This is a genomic window from Pseudomonas sp. N40(2020) (assembly GCF_014472415.1).
Lineage (GTDB): Bacteria > Pseudomonadota > Gammaproteobacteria > Pseudomonadales > Pseudomonadaceae > Aquipseudomonas.
The window spans coordinates 25,662-48,105 of record NZ_JACSZV010000008.1; the positions used below are offsets into that span (position 1 = coordinate 25,662).

Genomic DNA, 22,444 nt, shown 5'->3' on the forward strand with positions numbered 1-22,444 from the left:
GTTACCTAGGCTTATCAGTTTCCATGCCAACTAATTTATTCATATAAATCAGCAGCTTAAAAACATAGTAGTCAAATCGACTCAAAGCTCTTTATAGTCATCCCGACTACATCTTGTCTCTTTGACTACAAGACCATGACTGCCAAATCCCTGCTCACCGCTTTGCTTCCCCTCGTATCCGACCTCTCACGCGAACTGCCCGAGGGTGAACGCTACCGACGCCTGCTCGAAGCCATGCGCGCCCTGCTGCCGTGCGATGCCGCCGCGTTGTTGCGCCTCGACGGTGAATCGCTGGTGCCGCTGGCAGTCGATGGTTTGAGCATCGACACCCTGGGCCGGCGCTTCAAAGTCAGCGAGCATCCGCGCTTTGAAGTGCTGCTGGCGGGTAGAGGGCCGACCCGATTTGCCGCCGACAGCGACTTGCCTGATCCCTACGACGGTCTGGTCGACGGCCTCGACGATCACCTCGAAGTTCACGATTGCCTCGGCTGCCCATTGTTTGTCGATGAAAAACTCTGGGGCCTGATCACCCTCGATGCCCTCGACCCCGAGCGTTTCGAGCCGATCGAACTGGACGCTTTGCAAGCCTTCGCCAGCCTCGCCTCGGCCACGGTCAACGCCGCCGAGCGCATCGAACGGCTGGCAATCCGCGCTGAAGACGAGCACCAGCGCGCCGAGGTCTACCGTCAGGCCAGCGGTCAGCAGAGCCGCGAAATGATCGGCCAGAGCAAGGCGCATAAACATCTGGTGGAAGAAATCAATCTGGTCGGAGGCAGCGATCTGACCGTGTTGATCACGGGTGAAACCGGGGTTGGCAAAGAACTGGTGGCTCAGGCGATACATGCAGCCTCCAAGCGTGCCGACAAACCGATCATCAGCCTCAACTGCGCCGCACTGCCCGACACACTGGTGGAAAGCGAACTGTTCGGCCACGTGCGCGGCGCCTTCACCGGCGCCACCAGCGACCGCCGTGGCAAATTCGAACTGGCCAATGGCGGCACGCTGTTTCTCGATGAAGTCGGCGAGCTGTCGCTGACCGTGCAGGCCAAGTTGTTGCGGGTCCTGCAAAGCGGCCAGTTGCAGCGTTTGGGTTCGGACAAGGAACATCAGGTCGACGTACGCCTGATCGCCGCGACCAACCGCGATCTGGCCGAAGAAGTGCGCAGTGGCCGCTACCGGGCCGACTTTTATCATCGTCTGAGCGTGTACCCGTTGCGGGTGCCGGCTCTGCGTGATCGCGGCCGTGACGTATTGCTGCTAAGCGGTTTCTTCCTCGAACAGAACCGCTCGCGCATGGGCCTTAATAGCCTGCGGCTCACCAGCGACGCTCAGGAAGCCCTGCTCGCCTACACTTGGCCGGGCAACGTACGTGAGCTGGAACACTTGATCGGGCGCAGTGCGTTGAAGGCTTTGGGCAACTGCAAGGTGCGGCCGAAAATCCTCAGCCTGAGTGCGGCGGACCTGGATTTGCCGCGTGAGGTTGTGGATAACTCGCCCGAGCCGATTGCCGGGGTTGTCGCGGCGATGCCGTTGATCAGCGGGGATTTGCGCAGCGCGACCGAGGAGTATCAGCGGCGGTTGATCAGTGCGGCGCTGGAACGCAATCAGGATAACTGGGCGAGTGCGGCGCGGGAGTTGGGGCTTGATAGAGCCAACCTCGGACGGATGGCCAAGCGGTTGGGGATGAAAAGCTAAGCCCCCCACCCGACAACTGACCTAAAGCCCACCCCATAAACGCCGATAACCCGGCATCAATAGTTTCTGGCGATTTGCACCCTCGCCCACCACCTTTTCCACAGAAGGTTTATATGTCTTCCACCAAAGCCCGCGCAGACTCACTTTCGCTTCTGCTGTTTACCTTGCGCAGCGGCAAGCTGATGGCGATCAACCTGCTGAAAGTCAGTGAAATCATCCCCTGCCCGCCGCTGACCAAAATGCCGGAGTCGCACCCGCACGTTAAAGGCATTGCGACCCTGCGCGGCGCCTCGTTGTCGGTGATCGACCTCAGCCGCGCCATCGGCGAGCGTCCACTGGAAGACCCAAACGGCGGCTGCCTGATCGTCACCGACGTCAGCCGTTCGAAGCAGGGTCTGCACGTCCAGGCGGTGAGCAAGATCGTCCATTGCCTGACCACCGACATCAAGCCACCGCCGTTCGGTTCCGGCGGCTCGCGGGCCTACATCACTGGCGTGACCTCAGTGGACGGCACACTGGTGCAAGTGCTGGACATCGAAAAAGTCATCCACAGCATTGCCCCGGCGCAGATCGAAATGGCGCCGACCGACCTGTCCATGGAAGACGCCGATGTACTCGGCAACGCGCGGATTCTGGTGGTCGACGACAGCCAGGTGGCGCTGCAGCAATCGGTGCACACCCTGCGCAACCTGGGCCTGCAATGCCACACCGCGCGTAGCGCCAAGGAAGCCATCGACTGCCTGCTCGACCTGCAAGGCACGGCGCAACAGATCAACCTGATCGTCTCCGACATCGAAATGTCCGAGATGGACGGCTACGCCTTCACCCGCACCCTGCGTGAAACCCCGGACTTCGCTCACCTTTACGTGCTGCTGCACACCTCGCTCGACAGCGCGATGAACAGCGAAAAAGCCCGACTGGCCGGGGCCAACGCGGTGCTGACCAAGTTCTCCTCGCCGGAACTGACCCAACGCCTGATCGAAGCGGCCAAGCACGTCGCCGCCAACGGCCACTGAGTGTTGGGCGAGACCTACTGCTTTTTGATGCGGCGCGATCTGCAAGCAGACGTGCCGGAAATGGTCTGGCCGGAGGGTGTTGAGATCAGCACTTACCGGCCGGAGTTGGCTTTGGCGGTGCATCACCTGATGCAACTCGGTCACCGGGAAGGTGGGGGGCGAGTGCCAGATCTCGACACCTGGCAACGGCGCTTTGAAAGCGATCCGGAGTATGACCCGGCGCTGTGTTTCATTGCTCTTGATGCCGAGGGCGTAGTCGGTGTGGTGCAGTGCTGGACCAGTTCATATATCAAGAATCTGGTGGTGCATCCGCGCGCTCATGGCCGAGGTTTGGGTCGGGCGCTGCTGTTGAATGCATTCAAAACTTTTCAGCAGCGGCGCGAAGGATTTGTTGATTTGAAGGTGCTGGAAGATAACGTTCGGGCGCAGCGGTTGTATGAAAGTGCCGGGATGTATGTGGTTCGCCGGGAACGTGTTCCCGCCTGATAAACCGCCATCGCCAGCAACTTCCAGCCCTCAGGCATACTCCAACCTTGGTCATTACAAGGATGCCCCAACCATGAAAGCCATTACCGCAAGCCTGCTCTGCCTCACCGCCCTCGCCTCCCAGGCCCACGCTTCCAGCCCTGACGCCTGGGCCGCCTACGACAAAACCGTGCTCGCCAGTTGCACCAAAGCCAGCGGCCTGAAAAACGCCAAACCCGTCGGCACCCCCGCACAATTCGACGACCGCGTCGGCTACACCGCCGTGTTGCTGCAAGGCCAATACCCGCAAAAACACATGAAAGGCCAGCAAGGCACCGAACTGTGCCTGTACAACAAAAAGTCGAAAACCGCGTTCGTCACCGAGTGGGACTCGATCCGACCAACCGCCAAAGCCCAGTGAATGGCGCATAACTTGCTTCGATCCGGGTCTGCACGGCGATTTTCTGCCGCCGATTCACACCCTGATTGAAGATTGATCGCTCAATGACTACGACGTTTTCCTGCGTAGGTTGCGGCAAATGCTGCACTGACCATCATGTCCCCCTGACCCTGGCCGAAGCCCGCATGTGGGCGGCGGACGGCGGCCAGGTCATCGTGCTGGCAGAGGCTTTTCTCGGCAACGGTCTGGGCTTGCCGGCGCAGCAACGTGAACACGCCGAGCGGCGTTCGGCGCTGGTACGCAGCGGCGCATCGGACGTGCACGTGGCGATCACCTTTGCCGCGTACAACGTCGGCCCTTGTCGGAATCTTGACGAAGACAAGCTATGTCGCATCTACGAGCGTCGGCCTCTGGTGTGTCGAATTTATCCGGCGGAAATCAATCCGCATATCCCGCTCAACCCTGCAGCCAAGGATTGCCCGCCAGAGTCATGGGAACAGGGGCCGGCGCTGATCGTCGGTGGCGAATTGGTTGATCAGGAACTGATCAAACTGATTCAGCGCTCAAGGCAGGCGGATCGCGATGACATTCGGCTAAAGGATGCGATTTGTGCCGCATTGGGGATTCGTACCACCGCGCTCAAGGGCGACGGGTTCACGGCGTATCTGCCGAATATGGACGCTTTTGCAGCGGTGATTGATCAGGTGAGTGCGCAGCCACTGAGCGAAGCATCGAGTGAATGGCTGTTTCATTTGTCTGGCGATGATGTCGCCGGGCAGGTACTTGCGGCCGGGGCGCAAGTGGTGACGGAGCCGGCGCAGACGTATGCGTTTATTTCTCTGCGGGTGGCTTGATCCAGAAGCTGCGAATCACCGGCATTTAGCCATCAACCGCCAGTGCCCAGAGACGAGACGGTCGATGGATGAAGCTTCGATGACTCAGCGTCGAGCCACCGCCAGGCACTCAAGCTCCACTTTTGCGCCCGGCACCACCAGTTGTTTGCCGGCGAATGTAGTGCGCGCCGGTAAGCGGTCAGCCGGGAAATAACCGCGATACACCTCGTTCATGCCGGCAAAATCCTTGACGTCAGTCAGAATCACCGTGCATTTGGCGACGTGATACAGCGATGAACCGCTGCTGTGCAAAGCGCTACGCAGGTTCTCCATCACTTGAGTCATCTGCGGGCGAATGCTCCCTTTAGTCAGCTCGCCTTTGTCATTGAGCCCCAGCACGCCGGATAAGTAGATCGTGTCTCCAATCCTGACCGAATCAGAGAACGGAAACCCTTCGGCATTGGGCTGATAACGAAGTGACTCTTCAACGACGGGCGGAAGGTATCCTTCGGTAATCACTTGGTACACACCATTGAACTTCAGACGTTCAAGGGCGGCGTTCAGGTCATCGCGCAGTTTACTGTCGGTTTTGCGCACAGCCATGGCCACGCCGGTGCCCAGCATCGGATCTTTCAGCGGTGGACCAGCGAATTCAAATGCCGCACCTCGGGAATGCCGCAGCAGGGCCTCAGTGATTTCGATGGAGTCTTGTAGAGTGGCATCTATCTCGCCGGTCAGCAGGCTGGCGATCAACTGGTCGTTGAACTGAAAACTGCGCACCGTCACGCCAGACGGCGCCCATCGTTCCTTGGCGAACGCTTCACGGCTGGTGCCGGCCAGCACGCCGATACGTTTACCTTCGAGGGACCGGACATCCGGTTGCAGGTTGGAACCCTTGCGCGCGACCAATTGGCTGCTCAGCGGGTAGAGATTGTCAGTGAAGTCAATTCGCTCACGACGCGCCGCCGTGGCGGTCATCGGCATGATCACATCAAAGCGATTGTCCTCAAGTGCCGCGATGTTGGTCGCGTAATCCTGATCGACCCAGACGCAGCGCTTTTGCAACTCCGCGCACAACGCATTGCCCAGTTCGATGTTCAGCCCGACCAGCTCACCTTTATCGTTTCGGCTTTCAAATGGAGGAACAAGGGGCTCAACGCCGAAACGAATCGTCGGTTCAACCGCTGAGGACACGCAGCCGCTGGTCAGGGCTAACACCGACAAGATGGATATGATTTTTGCCAGAGACATTGAGATGACCTTCATCAAAGCATTCACGAGGGCATGAATCTTCGACGAGAGGTCATCGGAATTCCCAGAAGACGGATCGCTTATCCGTGTGGGAATAGTCTCTTTCTGAGAGAGAAACTCAGCGCTTGCCCATCGAACGACGGGTACCCGGCGGGGCCATGCCCGGGGTCTTGGTGTGACCGTTCTTAGCGCCGTTCTTGTACCACGGCTGGTTCGAGTCTTTGGCAGCGGCCAGTTCGCCCGGTTTGAACGGGAACTTGAACGCCGGGATCTCGGCTTTGGATTCGCTGGCGTCGGCCAGTTCAGCCGGGACATCGCTCACGGCGTCGTCAACCGGCGGTTGGATCGGGGAAGTCATGAAAGCTCCGCAAAACAAAAGGTCGCGCCCGGTAAGTGAGCCGCGAAGGCGCGCAGTATACCTGCGCGCCACAGGTGAGCACCTGAAGATTTGCAGCGTACGCCGAACGGTTTACAGGTACGTGATGGTGACGATGCCTTTATCGGTCGAGGTCTTCAACGGCTCAAAGGTCATGGTCATTGGCAGCGCGTCATGGCTGCACGCGTTGCGGTAAGTGTCGACGTCGAGCTTCAGACCGGGCTTGAGTTCGATCTGGCGAGACTCGCTGGAGCTCAACGTGCCGGCTCGCCCTACTTCACAGGCGGAATCGACGATCTGCCCGATAAAGCGGATTTCACCGGAGGTGGTTTGAGGGGCGGCCGAGACAGTGAGCGGAGACAGAACAAACACACTGAAAATGACGGTTATTAGCTTCATGGCAGGACACTCCCGTAGAGACCCACGCGGTGAAACGACTGGGCTATACACTTGTATCCGCTGCTGGGGGCGGATCTTGAGGAGCTTAGTAGGGGCAGCGCAGAAGAGTCCTGATTTGGGAATGATCAGTCCTTTTTTGGGACTGTTCAGTGGTGAGTTTGCATGTTGGTTCACAGGTTAGTGATGTTGTGTCATTTCAGCCGTCTTCGCGAGCAGGCTCACTCCCACAATTGGAATGCGTACTCCCGTGGAAGCCAGCCTGCTCGCGAAGAACGATAACGCGGACTCAGGTCTGCGGATCAACCCTATCCAGCGCCCGGTTAACTGCAAGCTCGGCGAGCATGATGATTTGCTGGATGCCGAGCGCCGTGTTGCGCTGTAAACCGATTAACTCATTGGCGAAATTACTGGTCGCCGCACTGGCGGACGCCAACGACTCACAGGCGTGGGCGAGCAGACTTTCGGTGTCGATGTTGGGACAGACCATGAACATGGTGCTGGGTCTTCGTGGTTTCGAGGGTTCGGGACAAAGGTAGAAATCGAGGGCGCGTTTTATGGCGTCGTGGTTTTTGATGCGGTCTTCGGCGCGGATGGCGTCGGCGAGGGGGGTGGATGTTTCTGGTGGATCCGGAATTAATTTATCCATCGAATGATTCCTTAAGCGTTGGAGCCACTTAATCCCGATCTCACTCGAAGAAGAGGTGGCAGCTATGTACGGAGTGAGATCACCGGAGAACCACCCAAACCCGGCCAGACCGAAGTCTGCCCGCACATAGCCGCCATAAAAAATGCTGACAGCACTAGCTGGCCGCGATTATGGGGGCAGTTGTCTTGGGTGCCAAATCGGGGATCTCACCTCCCGATCGCTGAGTTGTCAGCGACAGCCAAAGACTAGAGAGCGCACGTCCGACGGACAACCTGAAAACCTTGTGGGAAGGTTCTGGTGATTTCATACACCTCTAAACACAGCAAAGTAATCGGGTGACTGTGTGGGCCTCATCGCTGGCAAGCCAGCTCCCACAGAAAGCAAAAGCCAGATCAAAAGATCGCAGCCTGCGGCAGCTCCTACAGATGAGAAAGGTACAACCCTCACGCGGCGCATGCCGCCCCACTCAACACAATGAGCGTTAGCTCGAGTACCGCTTTTGATCTTAAAGCGCCCGTCGGAAGGCTGAGCGGAGGGATTGATCCGGGGGTGGGAGCGCAGCGACCGTTCGACGAAGTCGAACACATCGAGAGGAGGTGCAGCGCAGCAAACCGGAGGCGATGCGCCCGGATCAATCCCGCAGCGAAGGAACCCGAGCCACAGCGAGGGCCGAACGTCAGGGTAAAGCCCTTTGGTTACTTTGGGGCGTTTGCCAAAGTGACCCGCCGTAAGGGCGGAACCCTAATCAGCAACACCCGCAGCAACGGATATACACCCAGAAAACTGACAGCGCTGACAGCTAGCCGTCACCCTCCTGACCCCCAAACAAGTTTATAAATACCCAACCTGCCCAAACTCCATACCCTTGGCGCCCCAAAGCATGCGAATCCAAAAACACAAAGCCCTGCTAGCCACCCTGCTCATCGCCCTGGCAGCCATGGGCCTATGGTTTGCAATCAAACCGGCCCCGACCAAACTCGCCACCCCAACCGCCATCCCGGTACGAGTCATAACCGTCAGCGAAAAAGACGTCCCCCGCTACACCAGCGGCATCGGCTCGGTCCTTTCATTACACAGCGTGGTCGTACGCCCGCAGATCGACGGCACCCTCACCAAAATCCTCGTCAAAGAAGGCCAACTGGTCAAAACCGGCGACCTGCTCGCCACCATCGACGACCGCTCAATCCGCGCCAGCCTCGACCAGACCCGCGCGCAACTGGGCGAAAGCCAGGCCCAACTGCAAGTCGCCCTGGTCAACCTCAAACGCTACAAACTGCTCAGCGTCGACGACGGCGTCTCCAAACAGACCTACGACCAGCAACAAGCGTTGGTCAACCAGCTCAAAGCCACCGCCCAGGGCAACCAGGCCTCGATCGACGCCGCGCAGGTACAACTTTCCTACACGCAGATTCGCTCCCCGGTCACCGGCCGCGTCGGGATTCGTACAGTCGACGAAGGCAACTTCCTGCGCATGACCGACACCCAGGGCCTGTTCACCGTGACCCAGATCGACCCGATCGCCGTGGAATTCTCCCTGCCCCAGCAAATGCTGCCGACCCTGCAAGGCCTGATCAACGACCCGCAACACGCGCAGGTCAAAGCTTACATAGGTGCCGACACCGACGGCGAAACCGGCAACCTGCTCGGCGAAGGTCATCTGACCCTGATCGACAACCAGATCAACGCCAACACCGGCACCATCCGCGCCAAGGCCGAATTCGACAACGCCAGCCAGAAACTCTGGCCAGGCCTGCTGGTGACGGTAAAAATTCAGACGGCTCTGGAGAAAGATGCGCTGGTCGTCCCGCCCACCGTCGTACAACGGGGCCTCGATCAACACTTCGTCTATCGCGTGAACGGCGACAAGGTCGAAGCCGTGCAAGTGCAGATGGTTTATCAGGGCAGCGGCCAGGACATCATCAAAGGCGTGAAGGCCGGTGACGTGCTGGTCACCGACGGCCAGTCGCGGCTCAAACCCGGTTCAACTGTGCAGGTCATGACCGAGCCGCCGCAGGTGGTGCAAGCGGAGCCGAAACCATGAAGGAACACACAGGGGTTTCGACGTGGTGCATTGATCACCCGGTAGCGACAATTCTGCTGACCATCGCCTTGGTGCTGGTCGGCATCATTGCCTTCCCGCGTTTACCAATTGCCCCACTGCCGGAAGCGGAATTTCCTACGATTCAGGTCTCCGCGCAGTTACCCGGCGCCAGCCCCGACACCATGGCCTCGTCCGTGGCCACGCCGTTGGAGGTGCAATTCAGCGCCATCCCCGGCATGACCCAGATGACCTCCAGCAGTGCCTTGGGCTCAACCCTGCTGACCCTGCAATTCAGCCTCGACAAGAGCATCGACACCGCCGCCCAGGAAGTACAAGCGGCGATCAACACCGCCGCCGGCAAATTGCCCAAGGACATGCCGACGCTGCCGACCTGGAAGAAGGTCAACCCGGCTGACAGCCCGGTGCTGATCCTCAGTATCAGCTCGACGCAAATGCCCGGCACCGAACTCAGTGACCTGGTGGAAACCCTGCTGGCCCGTCAGATCAGTCAGATCGACGGTGTAGGCCAAATCAACATCACCGGTCAGCAACGTCCGGCGATCCGGGTGCAGGCCTCGGCGGACAAACTCGCGGCCATTGGCCTGACCCTCGCCGACATTCGCCTGGCGATCCAACAAACCAGCCTCAATCTGGCCAAGGGTGCGCTATACGGCGAATCCAGTATTTCCACGCTGTCGACCAACGATCAGTTGTTTCACCCCGAGGATTACAGCCAGCTCATCGTTTCCTACAAGTATGGTGCCCCGGTTCACCTGCGTGATGTCGCCAAAGTCGTCAACGGTTCGGAAGATGCCTACGTGCAAGCCTGGGCCGGTGATCGACCGGGGGTGAACCTAGTGATCTCGCGCCAACCGGGCGCCAACATCGTCGAAACCGTCGACCGCATTCAAGCCGCCCTGCCCGGCCTGGAAGCCATGCTGCCAGCGTCGGTGCAGGTGAAAACCCTGATCGACCGCACGCAGACCATCCGCGCCTCGCTGCATGAGGTCGAGATCACGCTGCTGATCGCGATCCTGCTGGTGGTAGCGGTGATGGCGCTGTTTCTGCGTCAGCTATCGGCGACGTTGATTGTCTCCGCAGTGCTCGGTGTGTCGCTGGTCGCCAGTTTCGCGTTGATGTACATCCTCGGCTTCAGCCTCAACAACCTGACGCTGGTGGCGATCGTGGTGGCCGTGGGGTTTGTGGTCGACGATGCGATTGTGGTGGTGGAGAACATCCACCGGCATCTGGAGGCCGGCGACGACATGCGCGAGGCCGCGATAAAAGGCGCCGGCGAGATCGGCTTCACTGTGGTCTCGATCAGTTTCTCGCTGGTGGCGGCGTTTATTCCGTTGCTGTTTATGGGCGGCGTGGTCGGGCGGTTGTTCAAGGAATTCGCCCTGACGGCAACCTCGACCATCATGATTTCCGTGGTGGTTTCGCTGACGCTGGCACCCACGCTGGCAGCGTTGTTCATGCGCAAACCGGTGCACCACGCCAGCGATAAACCGGGGTTCAGCGAACGCTTGCTCGGCTGGTACGAAAAAGGCCTGCGCCGCGCCCTCGCCCATCAGAAATTGATGATCGGCGTGTTTGGCTTGTCCCTCGCTTTGGCCGTCGCCGGTTACATCTTTATCCCCAAGGGGTTCTTCCCGATACAGGACACCGGTTTTGTCCTCGGCACCACCGAAGCCGCTGCAGATATTTCCTACGGCGACATGGTGAAAAAACACCTGGCCATGGCCGAAATCGTCGCCGCCGATCCGGCCGTGCAGGCGTTTTCCCACTCGGTGGGTGTGTCCGGGAGTAACCAGACCATTGCCAACGGTCGCTTCTGGATCGCCCTGAAAAAACGTGGTGACCGTGATGTGTCGGCCAGCCAGTTCATCGACCGAATTCGCCCACAACTGATGAAAGTCCCTGGCATCGTGCTTTATCTGCGCGCCGGCCAGGACATCAACCTCAGCTCCGGCCCGAGTCGTGCGCAGTATCAATACGTACTCAAGAGCAACGACGGCGCGACCCTCGCCACCTGGACCCAGCGCCTGACGGAAAAACTGCGCAGCATCCCGGCGTTTCGCGATATTTCCAACGATCTGCAACTGGGCGGCAGCATCACTCACATCAGCATCGACCGCAGCGCCGCTGCGCGTTTCGGCCTGACTGCGAGTGACGTCGATGAAGCGCTGTACGACGCCTTCGGCCAACGGCAAGTCAATGAATTCCAGACTCAGGTCAACCAGTACAACGTGATCCTGGAACTGGATACCAAGCAGCGCGGCAAGGCCGAAAGCCTCAACTATTTCTACCTGCGCTCGCCGCTGAGTGGCGAGATGGTGCCGCTGTCAGCGCTGGCCAGGTTCGACGCGCCGACCATCGGCCCGTTGTCGATTGCCCATGACGGCATGTTCCCGGCCGCCAACCTGTCGTTCAACCTCGCCCCCGGCGTAGCGTTGGGCGATGCGGTGATTCTGCTCAACCAGGCCAAGGCCGAGATCGGAATGCCGACCGCGATCAGCGGAAATTTCCAGGGTGCAGCGCAGGCGTTCCAGAGTTCGCTGGCCAGTCAGCCTTGGCTGATTCTCGCGGCGTTGGTGGCGGTGTACATCATTCTCGGTGTGCTCTACGAGAGCTTCGTGCATCCGCTGACGATCATTTCGACGCTGCCGGCGGCGGGCCTGGGAGCGGTGATCATGTTGTGGATCTGCGGCCAGGACTTTTCGATCATGGCGCTGATCGGCCTGGTGTTGCTGATCGGCATCGTCAAGAAGAACGGCATCCTGATGATCGACTTCGCCCTCGAAGCCCAACGCAACCGTGGGCTGACGCCGCAGGAAGCGATTTTCGAGGCGTGCATCACGCGGTTCCGGCCGATCATCATGACCACCCTCGCCGCCCTGCTCGGCGCGCTGCCGCTGATGCTCGGCTACGGCACCGGCGCCGAACTGCGCCAGCCGCTGGGGATCGCCGTGGTGGGCGGTTTGTTGGTGAGCCAGATGCTGACGCTGTTTACCACGCCGGTCATATACTTGTGGCTTGAGCGGCTATTTCATCGGCCCAAACCCATGCCTTTACCGGCACTGGCGACCACAGACTGAGGCGGGTCATGCGCGTTCTGATTATCGAAGACGAGGAAAAAACCGCGGATTATCTGCACCGCGGTCTGACGGAACAGGGTTACACCGTGGATCTGGCCCGCGACGGCGTCGAGGGCCTGCACCTGGCGCTGGAAAGCGACTATGCGGTGATCGTCCTCGACGTCATGCTGCCGGGCCTCGACGGCTTTGGCGTGTTGCGCGCATTGCGTGCGCGCAAGCAAACCCCGGTGATCATGCTCACCGCCCGCGAACGCGTTGAAGACCGCATCAAGGGCCTGCGCGATGGCGCCGACGATTACCTCGGCAAACCGTTTTCCTTCCTTGAACTGGTCGCGCGCCTGCAAGCGCTGACACGACGCAGCGGTGGCCATGAACCGGTGCAAGTGAGCATCGCCGACCTGTGGATAGATTTGATCAGCCGCAAGGCTACCCGTGCCGGCACGCGGCTGGATTTGACGGCCAAAGAGTTTTCCTTGCTTAGTGTTCTGGCCCGCCGTCAGGGCGAGATCCTGTCGAAAACCGCGATTGCCGAGATGGTCTGGGACATCAATTTCGACAGCGACGCCAATGTCGTCGAAGTCGCGATCAAACGCCTGCGGGCCAAGCTCGACGGGCCGTTCGACGAGAAACTGCTGCACACCATCCGTGGCATGGGTTATGTGCTGGAGAGCCGCGGTGTCCAGTAATTCTATTGCCCTGCGCCTGAGCGGGATGTTCACGCTGGTGGCGTTGGTGGTGTTTCTGTTGATCGGCGGCGCGCTGTATCAGCAGGTCGACAAGGGTTTGGGCCTGTTGCCGGAAGCCGAACTGGACGCGCGTTACAGCGTGCTCGAGTCGGCCCTCAACCGTTTTGGTACGCCCGAGCATTGGGTGAAGATCAACGCCAAGCTCAAGCTGCTGAGCGAAGAAGACAAACGCATTCGTTTCTGGGTGGTGAGCGGCAATCCGGGTTATGAGTTCGGCGAGCCGAATGCCGAGATCCGCGCCTTCGCCAAAGGCCCGACGGGCATGCATGACTTGAAGTTACCCGGCCAGCCTTACCCGTTGAAGGTGCTGCTGACCGAGTTGCCGGCCAAGGATCAGCGCCCGCCCCTGCGCTTTATGATCGGCATCAATACCGAGACCTTTCATGAGACCCAGCACAACCTGCTGATCGCCTTGATCGGCCTGGCCATTGCCGGTGTGCTGATGGCCTCGGCACTGGGCTATTGGGTGGCGCGGATCGGCCTCAAACCGCTGATCAAACTGTCCCATGAGGCGCAACGCCTGGCACCGCCGCTGCGGGCCGGGCGCTTGCGTCTTTCGCCATTGCCACCGGAACTTGAGCAGTTTGTCGACTCGTTCAACTCGACGCTGGAACGGGTTGAACAGGCTTACTCGCGGCTGGAATCGTTCAACGCCGATGTGGCCCATGAGCTGCGCTCGCCGCTAACCAATCTGATTGGCCAGACGCAGGTAGCACTGACGCGCGGACGTTCGGCCGAGCACTACTTCGAAGTGCTGCAATCCAATCTCGAAGAGTTGGAGCGGCTGCGTTCGATCATCAACGATATGCTGTTTCTGGCCAGTGCCGATCAGGGCAACAAGGCCACCAAACTGACTTCGACGTCGTTGGCCGATGAGGTGGCAACGACTCTTGAATACCTGGATTTCATCCTCGAAGACGCGCAGGTTCAGGTGCAGGTCAGCGGCGATGCACAGGTGCAGATCGAGGTCGCGCATTTGCGACGGGCGTTGATCAATCTGCTGAGTAACGCAGTGCAGCACACTGAAGCGGGTCAGGTGATCGAGGTGCGGATCGAGGTGGAAGCGCATCAGGTCAGCATTGGTGTAGCCAACCCCGGTTCGCCGATTGCCAGCGAGCATTTGCCACGGTTGTTCGAGCGCTTTTATCGGGTCGATGCTTCGCGCAGCAACAGTGGGAACAACCATGGGCTGGGGCTGGCGATCGTGAAAGCGATTGCGCTGATGCATGGCGGGGATGTGTTTGTGAGGAGTGATCGGGGGATGAATACCTTCGGGATTTATTTGCCGGTCTGAAAAGCCCCTCACCCTAACCCTCTCCCAGAGGTAGAGGGGACTGACCGTGGTGCTCTTTCGAAGTACGCCGACCTGAAATATCCAGTCGAACTCAGTTTCTGAAAAGCCCCCGATCGGCTCCCTTTCCCCCTCGCCCCCTTGGGGGCGGTCCGACGTTTCGGGAGGGTTGGGGTGAGGGGGTAAGCTCTTGGCACCAACGCAAGGCTCGACTTTTACCTCCTGCGCAACAGTCATTTATGAAAATCACGCTGTTTCCCACCGCCCGGCAACCTTATCTTTGCCCGCACCAAACAGCACTTGCCAAGCAAGAAGGTTTTCAAGATGTCCAACAGTATGGGTATTGCCAGCGCTTTCGTTTTGTCCTCATTGATCCTGTCGCCCATGGCGATGGCTGAAGAATCCCAAGCGTTCGTCGCGCAAAACAGCGCACGTGCCCAGGCGTACGATCAGCATCAGGCAGAAATGATGGCCAAGGCCAAAGACGCGACGCAGGCGCCTCAAGCTGCTGCCGCCCAGGCTCAAGCGTCCGAGAAAGACAGCTGAGTCGCGCACCGCACCGTTTCCCTCGACGCGGTTGTTTGGCTCTTCCCGTTCAACCGTCGTCATTCCAGGCCGCTGCCTTTCAGCGGCCTTTTTTCGTTGTGGTCTGAAAGCTGTTTGGTGCGTCTTTTACAACAAGAAACATCTAGCGCCTCAAGACATTGAGGTGCCGTTGACCCAAGGAGCTTTACCGCACGTGCGTTACCCAGTCCGTTACACGCCGCTGTTCATTGCAATTGCCGCAACGATTGCCCCCGCCGTTCACGCCGACGAACCCGCGCCAGAAGGTTTCGTCGAAGGCTCGAGCCTCAACCTCAACGCCCGCAACTACTACATGAATCGCAACCGCCTGCAGAAGGCGGACGACAACATCGAGTGGGGCCAGGGCTTTCTCGGCATCTTCCAGTCGGGTTACACCGAAGGCACGGTCGGTTTCGGCATGGATGCCCACGCCATGCTCGGGCTGAAACTGGATGGCGGTGGCGGCACGGACGGCTCCAGCATCCTGCCGATCAGCGATGGCAACGGTAAAGCGCCGGGGTCGTTCTCGACAGCGGGCGGCACCTTGAAAATGCGTGCGTTCGACACTGAACTGAAGGCCGGAGATCTATTCCTTACCAACCCGGTGATTGCCGGCGGTGACAGCCGCATGCTGCCGCAGACGTTTCGTGGCGTCAGCCTGACCAACCACAGCTTCGATGGCTGGTTGATTGAAGGCGGCCAGGCCAGTTTCACCAAGCCTTACAACCAGAGCGGTCACACACGAATCGGCACCTCGTACGGGACATTGGCCGATGGCGATGACAGCCGGCACCTGAACTGGGCCGGTGTGGCCTGGAGCGGCGTCGAAGGCCTGACCAGCAGCCTCTACGCCTCGGAACTGAAGGACATCTGGAACCAGTACTACTACGATCTGGATTACACCTGGCAAGTGAACGATCTGGTCAGCCTCAACCCGGGCCTGCACTTCTATCACACCCAAGACACCGGCGATGCGCTGCTCGGCGACATCGACAACAACACCTACAGCCTGCATTTCACCGTCGGCATCGGCAGCCACAGCGTCACTGCCGCGTATCAGCGGGTCAACGGCAATACGCCGTTCGACTACATCAGCCAGGGCGACAGCGTTTACCTCGACAACTCCCAGCAGTACTCGGATTTCAACGGCCCCAACGAGCGTTCGTGGAAGCTCAAGTACGCCTACGACTTTGCCGGTGTCGGCGTGCCGGGGCTGACGTCGGCGGTGTCCTACTCGCGCGGTACGGTTGACCTGACCAAAGTGGACCCGGACAGCGAGGGCTACTCAAACTGGTACAGCGCCGATGGACGCAACGCCAAGCACTGGGAACGCGACATCGACCTCAAGTACGTGGTGCAAAGTGGCGAGGCCAAAGATCTGGCAGTGCGCCTGCAATGGGCCACTAACCGTGGAGGTAACGGGTACGGCGCGATTGATTCAGACACAGATGAATACCGCGTAATCATCGACTACCCGATCAACGTCTTCTAAGATCGGCGCTACAGTAAAAAGGCCAGCCTGAAGGCTGGCCTTTTTGTGTCTGCAACTACGCTTATATAACTTCCCAACCGACAACCCCATCATGATCGCGAGCCGCACCCCACACGCTTCGGGCAAAACCGGACGCTCCGAACTGCTGCTGATTTGTGGCAGCTCGCTGACCGTGATCGCGATTATCTGCATCGTCACTTTTCTATTGATTCGTGAGCACGCCAACGCTCAGGAGTCGGCCACCCGCAGTGCCAAGACCATCGCTCAGTTGATCGATGCCGACGTGCTGCGCACCGTCGAGTTGTACGACCTGACGCTGCAAGGCCTGATCGCCGCCTCGCAACGTGATGACTTGCGCGACGTCACGCCGCAGATCCGCCATCTGGCGTTGTTCGACCGTTCGACCACCGCCCGCTACAAGGGCGACATTCTGTTGCTCGACAAGCATGGCGATGTGGTTGCCGATTCTTCGCGCGTCGAACCCAAACCCGGCAACTTCGCCGACCGCGATTACTTCCTTGCCCATGCGTTCAACCGCGACACTGGCATGTTTATCAGCCGCCCGTTCAAGACCCGTTGCGACTGCGATGAAGCCAATCAATGGCGCATCAGCTTCAGCCGACGCATTTCCTCTGAAACCGGGGAATTCGTCGGCGTGGCCGTGGCTTCGTTGAAGCTCGATTACTTCGACCAGTTGTTCAACAGCCTCGACATTGGCCACAACAGCACGCTGAACATCATCGACAACGACGGTGTATTGCTGGCGCAGAAGCCGCACCTGCAAAGCGACTCCATCGGCAAAAGCTTCGGCAATCGGCCCAATGTGGTGCGGATCCTGCGCGACCCAACCGGCAATGGCAGTTTCAACAGCGTTTCGAGCATCGATTTCCAACAGCGGCTCTATACCTATTCGCGAGTCGGCAATTTGCCGTTGACGGTGATCGTCGCACTGTCCGGCGATGAAGTCTTCGGCACTTGGCGGCGCACGGCGTTACTGATCAGCGGTGCCACCGGCATACTGTGCCTCGGTCTGCTATGGCTGACGTGGCTGCTGGCCCGGGAACTGCGCTTGCGCCACAGGGCCGAGCGCGAGCTGGCGCAACTGGCGGCCACCGACGCGCTGACCGGGGTAGCCAACCGGCGGATGCTCGATCAGGCGCTGCGCCACGAGTGGTTCCGCGCCCAACGTTCGGGCAAGCCGCTGTCGGTGATGATGATCGATGCCGACCACTTCAAGGCTTTCAATGACCTCCATGGGCATCAGGCTGGCGATCAGGCGTTGCGCGAGTTGGCCAAGGTGATCACGGCGAGTGTGCGACGACCGGCGGATCTGGTGGCGCGCTATGGCGGCGAAGAGTTTTCGGTGATTCTGGCCGAGACCGACAGCGCGGGCGCGCAGCAGATTGCCGAGCATATTCGTCAGGCGGTGGAGCAATTGCCGTGGCGCAACGGAGCGCAGGTGCCGATGACGGTGAGTATCGGTATTTGTGTCTGGACAGCGGCCAGTGAGATGACGCTGGAGCAGTTGTTGTTTGCGGCGGACAAGGCGTTGTATCAGGCCAAGGAGAGTGGCCGCAATCGGGTGGTGGTTGCTTCCTGAAAGTTCTGCGGCGAAGGCGCCAAGTCAGCAATACAAAAACAACAGGCATAAAAAAAGGCCATCCGAGGACGGCCTTCAAAAAACTAGAGAGGTTTTTTACTTACACGGCCGCAACAGGGCGCATGTAAGAGATTGGTGCGGTGCTGGCGTCTTCGAACGTCACCACTTCCCAAGCGTCTGTCTGCTCAATCAACTTGCGCAGCAGCTGGTTGTTCAGTGCATGACCGGACTTGAAGCCTTTGAACTCACCAATCAGGCTATTGCCCAGCAGGTACAGATCGCCAATGGCATCGAGGATCTTGTGCTTCACGAATTCGTCTTCATAGCGAAGGCCGTCTTCGTTCAGTACGCCATCGGCATCGACCACGATTGCGTTTTCAACGCTGCCGCCGAGTGCGAGGTTGTGCTTGCGCAGGTACTCGATGTCACTCATGAAACCGAAAGTACGGGCGCGGCTGACTTCTTTTACGAACGAAGTGCTGGAAAAATCCACGCTTGCACTTTGGGTGCGGTCCCGGAATACCGGGTGATCGAAATCGATCTCGAAGCTCACCTTGAACCCTTCGAAAGGGACGAAAGTGGCGCGCTTGTCGCCGTCTTCCACTGTCACTTCACGCAGGATGCGGATGAATTTCTTGGCGGCGTCCTGTTCTTCCAGGCCAGCCGATTGAATCAGGAATACGAAGGGTCCAGCGCTGCCATCCATGATCGGGACTTCGGACGCGGAGAGCTCGACGTAGGCGTTATCGATGCCCAGGCCAGCCATGGCCGAGAGCAAGTGCTCTACCGTGTCCACTTTGACGTCGCCGTTGATCAGCGTCGTCGACATAGTGGTTTCACCGACGTTTTCCGCGCGGGCAGGAATCTGCACCACAGGGTCGAGGTCAGCGCGACAAAACACAATGCCAGTGTCGACAGGCGCAGGCTTGAGGGTCAGATAGACCTTCTCACCGGAGTGCAGGCCTACACCTGTGGCACGGATAATATTTTTCAGTGTGCGTTGTTTAATCATGGCTTGGGCCGCTTCAGCGCAAATTGCGAACTGGTATCAACAAAGGCTGGCGATAATAGCAGACCGAGCCTTTGCTGAACACCAATCACCTTCATAGCCCTGATACATTCCATCAATCGGCCTGACGACGCAGGAATGCCGGGATGTCCAGGTAGTCCAGATCATCTTGCGGATTCATCTTCGCGGCAGCCGCAGCACCGGCCTGAGCCTGGTTGCGCATGACGGTAGGACGGTCCAGATCACGGTAGTTCACCGCCGGCGCTTCCTGACGGGACGGAGCCGGTTGTTGCACCTGAGAGGCAGCCATCGAAGTGTGAACGGTGTTGTCGATAACCTTCACAGGCTTCTCGATTTTCGCGCCCAGACCGGTGGCAACCACAGTCACGTGCAGTTCGTCGCGCATGTCCGGATCGATAACGGTACCGACCTTGACCATGGCGTGCTCGGAAGCGAAGGCTTCGATGATGCTACCCACGTCGGAGTACTCACCCAGGGACAGGTCAGGACCGGCGGTGATGTTCACCAGGATGCCGCGTGCGCCTTGCAGGTTCACGTCTTCCAGCAGCGGGTTACGAATGGCCGCTTCGGTGGCTTCACGTGCACGGTTCGGACCGCTGGCGCAGCCAGTGCCCATCATCGCCATGCCCATTTCGCTCATCACGGTACGTACGTCGGCGAAGTCGACGTTGATCATGCCCGGACGCTTGATGATGTCGGAGATACCGCGAACGGCACCGGCCAGTACATCGTCAGCCTTGGCGAAAGCCGACAAGAGGCTGGCGTCTTTGCCGAGGATGGTCAGCAGCTTCTCGTTAGGAATGGTGATCAACGAGTCGACGCTTTCGGACAGCATGCGGATGCCTTCGTCGGCGATCTGCATACGCTTGCGGCCTTCGAACGGGAACGGACGGGTCACGACCGCAACGGTCAGGATGCCCATTTCCTTGGCCACTTCGGCGATGATCGGTGCAGCACCGGTACCGGTACCGCCGCCCATGCCAGTGGTGATGAACACCATGTTGGTGCCCTGCAGGACTTCGGCAATGCGCTCACGGTCTTCGAGAGCGGCCTGACGACCTACTTCAGGGTTGGCGCCAGCGCCGAGACCTTTGGTCACGCCGGTGCCCAGTTGCAGGATGGTACGCGCGCCGATGTTTTTCAGCGCTTGAGCATCAGTGTTGGCGCAGATGAATTCGACGCCTTCGATGTTGCTCTTGACCATGTGATTGACAGCGTTGCCGCCGCCACCGCCAACACCGATAACTTTGATTACCGGGCTTGCGGGGATGTTGTCTACGAGTTCGAACATTTTCCCTCTCCTTACATTCTCTAGTTTTTTCGCCTACTGCGTTTTGTTGCGGTGTTGCGGTAAAGCTTTAGAAGTTGCCTTGAACCCACTTCTTCAATCGGTCCAGCAGCGGGGCCTGTGGCTCGTCGCTGCTGTAGCTGTCGCGGCTGCCGATGCCGGAGAACGAAACTCCGTCGGACTGCTTTTGCAGGCCGTACATCAACAAGCCAACGCCAGTGGAATAAATCGGGTTGCGCACCACGTCATCCAGGCCTTTCACGCCGTGCGGAACACCGAGGCGTACCGGCATGTGGAAGATTTCTTCGGCCAGCTCAGTGGCGCCTTCCATCTTCGACGTACCGCCGGTCAGGACGATGCCGGCCGGGATCAGGTCTTCGTAACCGCTGCGACGCAGTTCGGCCTGGATCAGGGTGAACAGTTCGTCATAACGCGGCTCGACCACTTCGGCCAGGGCCTGACGCGACAGTTCGCGCGGTGGACGATCGCCAACGCTCGGCACCTTGATGGTTTCGCCGGCACCGGCCAGTTTGGCCAGGGCGCAGGCGTAACGGATTTTGATCTCTTCGGCGTACTGGGTCGGAGTGCGCAACGCCATGGCGATGTCGTTGGTCACTTGGTCACCGGCAATCGGGATCACCGCGGTGTGGCGGATCGCGCCTTCGGTGAAGATCGCGATGTCGGTGGTGCCGCCGCCGATGTCGACCAGGCACACGCCCAGTTCTTTCTCGTCGTCGGTCAGGACCGAGTAGGCCGAAGCCAGTTGCTCAAGAATGATGTCGTCGATTTCCAGGCCACAGCGACGCACGCATTTTTCAATGTTCTGTGCGGCGTTGACGGCGCAGGTGACCACGTGAACCTTGGCTTCCAGACGTACGCCGGACATGCCCAGAGGTTCGCGAACGCCTTCCTGGTTATCGATCACGTAATCCTGCGGCAGGGTGTGCAGCACGCGCTGGTCAGCCGGGATCGCCACTGCCTGGGCAGCGTCGAGAACACGCTCAAGGTCAGCCGAGCTGACTTCGCGATCACGAATCGCGACGATGCCGTGGGAGTTCAGGCTGCGGATGTGATTACCCGCCACGCCGACGAACGCCGAGTGAATGCGGCAGCCCGCCATCAGTTGGGCTTCTTCGATCGCGCGCTGGATCGATTGCACGGTGGACTCGATATTCACCACCACGCCTTTTTTCAGGCCGCGGGACGGATGTGTACCGATACCGACGATTTCCAGCGTGCCGTCGTCCGAGACCTCGCCTACCAGCGCCACCACCTTGGAGGTGCCGATATCCAGACCGACGATCATTTTGCCGCTTTGCACGTTTGCCATGGGTCCTGCCTCTTCTTAATTCTTTGCGACAGCGGGTTGGGCTGTCGTCGGCGCTACTGGTTCCCGCCAGCCAACAGCGAGGCCGTTGGCGTAGCGCAGATCGATGCGCGCAATGTTCGTAATCTGTTCTTTGAGCGTCTTGTCATAGATGGCGATGAAGCGGCGCATCTTTTCCACCAGGTTGCCGCGTCCCAGCAGCAACTCGATGCCGGGGCCGGAACTGCCGGCACCGGTGGTCAGGAACCAGCTCCCGCGTTCACGCAATTCCAGGCGTGCAATCGAGAAGCCCAGCGGGCGCAACATCTGGCTCAGCACCTGGTACTGCTGCATCACTTGCTGCTGGGCCCGTTGGGGGCCGAACAGCTGTGGCAGGTGTTCGTAGTTCGCCAGTTCCCTGGGCGTAAACGCCTGGCCCTGGTTGTTCAGCAAAGACTCGTCACCCCAACGCGCCACCGGCAGTTGCTCTTCGAGGCGAATCACCACTTGATCCGGCCACACCCGACGCACTTCGGCGTGGGCGATCCAGGGCATTTGCTCAAGTTCCTTGCGCATGCTCGCCAGATCGATGGTGAAGAAGCTCGCCGCCACAAAAGGCGCGATTCGCTGCTGCACCGCTTGCTGGCTGATGTAGCTCAGGTCGCCCTGCACGGCGATCTTGGTGATCGGCCGGTCGGCGTAAGGCAGCAAACGCTGCGCGCCTTCGTAAGTACCGAACCCGAGCGCGACCAGCAGCACCGGCCAGAACAGGCTTTTCAGAAAACCGAAGTTGGCTTTCGGCAGGCGCGCGGACATCGGCTCTTTGGCCACCATTCGGCTGGCACCCCGCGGCACCGGCTTGCGGCCGGGTGCGGGTGGCTGATGTCTGAGCTGAGCGCCTTGCATC

The 22,444-nt window shown here is 59.5% G+C and carries 20 protein-coding genes; 12 read left to right on the top strand and 8 right to left on the bottom strand.

Annotated features, from left to right (window positions below; all coding sequences use genetic code 11):
* The first annotated feature begins 135 nt into the window (after nt 1-135).
* From norR to IAI51_RS08050, 5 genes are all read left to right on the top strand, one after another.
* Nucleotides 136-1,695: a nitric oxide reductase transcriptional regulator NorR gene (gene norR / locus IAI51_RS08030; protein WP_187677980.1), complete on the top strand. Its 1,560-nt coding sequence runs from the start codon at nt 136-138 to the stop codon at nt 1,693-1,695.
* A gap of 113 nt (nt 1,696-1,808) precedes the next feature.
* Nucleotides 1,809-2,711, top strand: coding sequence for a chemotaxis protein CheV (locus tag IAI51_RS08035; RefSeq protein WP_187677981.1), 903 nt, complete (start codon nt 1,809-1,811; stop codon nt 2,709-2,711).
* Nucleotides 2,712-2,738: 27 nt separating this feature from the next.
* Nucleotides 2,739-3,197, top strand: a complete 459-nt coding sequence (locus IAI51_RS08040; RefSeq protein ID WP_187678077.1) for a GNAT family N-acetyltransferase — start codon at nt 2,739-2,741, stop codon at nt 3,195-3,197.
* 73 nt (nt 3,198-3,270) lie between these two features.
* Entirely contained in the window at nt 3,271-3,597 is a 327-nt protein-coding gene (locus tag IAI51_RS08045; protein WP_187677982.1) for a hypothetical protein, read from the top strand.
* Nucleotides 3,598-3,680: 83 nt separating this feature from the next.
* Nucleotides 3,681-4,430 (top strand): YkgJ family cysteine cluster protein, encoded by a 750-nt coding sequence (locus tag IAI51_RS08050; RefSeq protein WP_187677983.1) that lies wholly within the window; start codon nt 3,681-3,683, stop codon nt 4,428-4,430.
* A gap of 84 nt (nt 4,431-4,514) precedes the next feature.
* On the opposite strand, the gene IAI51_RS08055 is transcribed toward IAI51_RS08050, so the two are convergent.
* The 4 genes from IAI51_RS08055 to IAI51_RS08070 form a co-directional block, all read right to left on the bottom strand.
* The gene (locus IAI51_RS08055; protein WP_187677984.1) at nt 4,515-5,660 is read right to left on the bottom strand and encodes a transporter substrate-binding domain-containing protein; all 1,146 of its coding nucleotides are present in this window, start codon (nt 5,658-5,660) and stop codon (nt 4,515-4,517) included.
* Nucleotides 5,661-5,778: 118 nt separating this feature from the next.
* Entirely contained in the window at nt 5,779-6,018 is a 240-nt protein-coding gene (locus tag IAI51_RS08060) for a hypothetical protein (protein WP_187677985.1), read from the bottom strand.
* Nucleotides 6,019-6,129: 111 nt separating this feature from the next.
* Complete coding sequence (locus tag IAI51_RS08065) at nt 6,130-6,435, bottom strand: type 1 fimbrial protein (protein WP_187677986.1); 306 nt, start codon at nt 6,433-6,435, stop codon at nt 6,130-6,132.
* A 286-nt stretch (nt 6,436-6,721) separates the two neighbouring features.
* Nucleotides 6,722-7,081: a DUF6124 family protein gene (locus IAI51_RS08070; protein ID WP_187677987.1), complete on the bottom strand. Its 360-nt coding sequence runs from the start codon at nt 7,079-7,081 to the stop codon at nt 6,722-6,724.
* An 880-nt stretch (nt 7,082-7,961) separates the two neighbouring features.
* Between IAI51_RS08070 and IAI51_RS08075 the strand changes: the two genes are divergently transcribed.
* The 7 genes from IAI51_RS08075 (at nt 7,962) to IAI51_RS08105 (ending at nt 17,913) form a co-directional block, all read left to right on the top strand.
* The gene (locus IAI51_RS08075; RefSeq protein ID WP_187677988.1) at nt 7,962-9,122 is read left to right on the top strand and encodes an efflux RND transporter periplasmic adaptor subunit; all 1,161 of its coding nucleotides are present in this window, start codon (nt 7,962-7,964) and stop codon (nt 9,120-9,122) included.
* A complete protein-coding gene (locus IAI51_RS08080; RefSeq protein ID WP_187677989.1) occupies nt 9,119-12,220 on the top strand; it encodes a multidrug efflux RND transporter permease subunit in 3,102 nt (1,033 codons plus the stop codon). The genes IAI51_RS08075 and IAI51_RS08080 overlap by 4 nt, the downstream gene beginning before the upstream one ends.
* 8 nt (nt 12,221-12,228) lie before the next feature.
* A complete protein-coding gene (locus tag IAI51_RS08085) occupies nt 12,229-12,906 on the top strand; it encodes a heavy metal response regulator transcription factor (protein ID WP_007916978.1) in 678 nt (225 codons plus the stop codon).
* Nucleotides 12,896-14,260 (top strand): heavy metal sensor histidine kinase, encoded by a 1,365-nt coding sequence (locus IAI51_RS08090; RefSeq protein ID WP_187677990.1) that lies wholly within the window; start codon nt 12,896-12,898, stop codon nt 14,258-14,260. Before IAI51_RS08085 ends, IAI51_RS08090 begins: the two co-directional genes overlap by 11 nt.
* 321 nt (nt 14,261-14,581) lie before the next feature.
* Complete coding sequence (locus tag IAI51_RS08095) at nt 14,582-14,803, top strand: hypothetical protein (protein WP_187677991.1); 222 nt, start codon at nt 14,582-14,584, stop codon at nt 14,801-14,803.
* A 193-nt stretch (nt 14,804-14,996) separates the two neighbouring features.
* Complete coding sequence (locus IAI51_RS08100; RefSeq protein WP_187677992.1) at nt 14,997-16,313, top strand: OprD family porin; 1,317 nt, start codon at nt 14,997-14,999, stop codon at nt 16,311-16,313.
* 91 nt (nt 16,314-16,404) lie between these two features.
* Nucleotides 16,405-17,913 (top strand): sensor domain-containing diguanylate cyclase, encoded by a 1,509-nt coding sequence (locus IAI51_RS08105; protein WP_187677993.1) that lies wholly within the window; start codon nt 16,405-16,407, stop codon nt 17,911-17,913.
* Between the two features lie 100 nt (nt 17,914-18,013).
* On the opposite strand, the gene lpxC is transcribed toward IAI51_RS08105, so the two are convergent.
* The 4 genes from lpxC to IAI51_RS08125 form a co-directional block, all read right to left on the bottom strand.
* The gene (gene lpxC, locus IAI51_RS08110) at nt 18,014-18,925 is read right to left on the bottom strand and encodes a UDP-3-O-acyl-N-acetylglucosamine deacetylase (protein ID WP_007916984.1); all 912 of its coding nucleotides are present in this window, start codon (nt 18,923-18,925) and stop codon (nt 18,014-18,016) included.
* A 112-nt stretch (nt 18,926-19,037) separates the two neighbouring features.
* Nucleotides 19,038-20,234 (bottom strand): cell division protein FtsZ, encoded by a 1,197-nt coding sequence (gene ftsZ / locus IAI51_RS08115; protein ID WP_187677994.1) that lies wholly within the window; start codon nt 20,232-20,234, stop codon nt 19,038-19,040.
* Between the two features lie 67 nt (nt 20,235-20,301).
* Nucleotides 20,302-21,561: a cell division protein FtsA gene (gene ftsA / locus IAI51_RS08120; protein WP_187677995.1), complete on the bottom strand. Its 1,260-nt coding sequence runs from the start codon at nt 21,559-21,561 to the stop codon at nt 20,302-20,304.
* 15 nt (nt 21,562-21,576) lie between these two features.
* Nucleotides 21,577-22,443 (bottom strand): cell division protein FtsQ/DivIB, encoded by an 867-nt coding sequence (locus IAI51_RS08125; RefSeq protein ID WP_187677996.1) that lies wholly within the window; start codon nt 22,441-22,443, stop codon nt 21,577-21,579.
* Nucleotide 22,444 lies beyond the last annotated feature (1 nt).